This is a genomic window from Salipiger pentaromativorans, from assembly GCF_024721115.1.
Lineage (GTDB): Bacteria > Pseudomonadota > Alphaproteobacteria > Rhodobacterales > Rhodobacteraceae > Salipiger > Salipiger pentaromativorans.
The window spans coordinates 93,423-95,654 of the sequence record NZ_JAMDHK010000015.1 but is presented as its reverse complement, the minus strand read 5'-3'; the positions used below and the strand labels follow the sequence as shown (position 1 = coordinate 95,654).

General features: G+C 61.5%; 2 protein-coding genes and 1 pseudogene. All 3 read right to left on the bottom strand.

Translation table 11 applies throughout. The features are described 5' to 3' along the window. Nucleotides 1-58: hypothetical protein (locus M4578_RS25815; protein WP_420854821.1), on the bottom strand; the 58-nt coding region annotated here is incomplete at its 3' end. A 242-nt stretch (nt 59-300) separates the two neighbouring features. Then, a pseudogene (locus M4578_RS19520) lies at nt 301-1,026 on the bottom strand (beta family protein); the annotation flags it as partial. Further along, nucleotides 995-2,232 (bottom strand): ImmA/IrrE family metallo-endopeptidase (locus M4578_RS19515; RefSeq protein WP_258094930.1); only part of this gene is annotated, 1,238 nt, incomplete at its 5' end. The gene M4578_RS19515 and the pseudogene M4578_RS19520, both read right to left, overlap by 32 nt.

The window sequence follows — 2,232 nt, the reverse complement described above, 5'->3', positions numbered from 1 at the left end:
GGCGCCCAAGTCCCTGACGATCCTGACCAGATGGTGCGCGGTGTTCAGTTCCCGCCAGCCAGTCGCGTCGCCGCAGGTTTCTGTCAGCCCTTTCGCGTTGCGCCAGATCCGGTCGTCTGCGGGGGAGAAGCCTCTGCCGCAGTAATCCTTGCTCTCGACGATCTGCCTGCAGACTTCGCGCATCGTCGGCGTGAAGGCTCCCGAGTCGCTGCCTCTGATCACCAAGGTGTGGGTTTTACCGGTGTAGCGAAGGTGCGGCCTCGGTCGTCCACCGCCCTTGCCCTTCGGGAACACCATCCGCCCGCAATCCGCGCCGAAGTCGCCGTAGGCCAGTCGATCTGGTTGGACACCAGTCTCTTTGAGAGACGCCAAGAAAGTGGTCCACTCTGCTCTGGCGATCAACGTTTGGTCGTTGGCACCGACCGGAAGCTTATCCGGGTACGCTGACGCTTGGTAGACGATTTTGCTCCACCGCGCCGCGCCGTCCAGTTGATCGAAGATTTCGCCGATGGCGGGCGCGAAGTCAGCGCCCAAGGGAGCCCCAGTGAAGTCCACGAAGAGAACACACTGTTCCGGCCGGACGCCCGCCTTCTCCACCGCCTCGACCAAAGCGGCGGGATCAACTTCCTCGAAGTCCATGTAGATACCCGCCCTGACGTCCCCCTCCCGAACGAGTGCCTGGCGGGCCGGATTGGACAGATCTGCTATCGACAGCACCGGAAGCAGGCGGGGATTTACCGCCGTGGCGATGCGGAAGAGGGTCGCCACCCCCTCGTCGCCAAGGGCCGCCGCTGCCAGTTGCGGGTCGAGAAACGCACGCCGGTGCGGCCAGCTCTTTCCGAGGCGCTCGCCCATCATGTAGGCAATCTCGTCCAGCGTGGGTATGCGCCCCTTTTCTGGGTCTGACTCTGTGGTAGGCGGCACCACGAAGCGAGGGCAGACATGCCCTTGATAACGGGCGGCCAGCCTACCGCAGGCAGCGAATTCGCCGGGTTTAGCCCTGAGGGCCGGGAAGTATGGGAGCATCACTCTTTCCTTTCTGGGCTTCGCCCACAAACAGTTTCCTCACGGTGTTCCTCCCGATCTTGTTTGCGAACAGGGACCACTCTCCCCGTTCTTTGCGTATCCGCCCGAAAACAATCGCCGGATGGATACCCAACTCGTTGGCAAAGCGCTCGATTACCGCAGCCGACTTCGCGATGCGGGCGGTAGAGCGCCGCCAGCGTTCTTCCGGGATGAGCAGGTTGGAGGCGAAGCGGTTTGCCTCCTCCTCCTGTTCATCGACCGATGCCTCTTGATCCGTCTGATCGTAGAAGCCTACGGCCAGCCCGGTGGAGAAGTGAAGCGTGACGTGGGCAAGCTCGTGCATCAGCGTGAACCAGAAGTTGTCCACGGTGTCGGTCCTGACGGTCATTCCGATGACCGGTCTCCCATCCACGATGAAGGCTGCGCCGTCGATCTTCAGGCCGGGGACCTGTGGTTCCACGATCAAAACGATGCCGCGGTCGGCGAGCACTTCCACCGCCCGGAGCGGCCCGCGGGTGTCGTTGCTCAGACGGACCAGTCCGGGCATCCACTTGAGTTCAAGTGGCTCATGAACGTCCTCGACGCTCGCGAAAGCCTCGCGCGCCCTGGCTGTTACCCTAGCACGCCAGGCATGGAGCATGACGTCTTCGGTGTGGTCGACAACGTTGAGGCCAGTTCGGAGTAGCCCAGGGCTTCCAAAGTCGATCCGGTTCTCGGCGATGTAGCGGCGAAGCTCAGCCTCGGTGAAGTCCTCGGCGAACCAGCCGTTCTCGCGTCCATGTTTTAGGATTTTCTTGATTTCGGACTTCGAGACCCCGTCAATCACTTTGTCCAGCCCACGGAAGGCAGGTTGGTCGGGCATGTCCGCAGTCAGGCGTACGCCGAGCAGCGCCGCGACGCGGTTATAGTTCTTGAGGCTGATCTGTCCGTATCGCTCTGCTTCCCAACGCTGGACTTGCTGTTCTTTCACTCCTAGGCGCCATGCTAGATCCTTCTGGGAGTAACCGTTGGCTATCCTAGCGACGATCAGCATCAAACCCGGCTCTTGGTTTACAAGGGCCTTTAGTGCTGTGGGCTTTTGTGTTTCCTTGGCCACTTCATAAGCCTCGACTGCTTGGGTCAGGCGCTCGCGTTCGGCCTTCATCATTCGCGAGACTTGAGAAACCACCTCAGGCGGCAGACCGGCCACGACCGGCTCCATCGCGA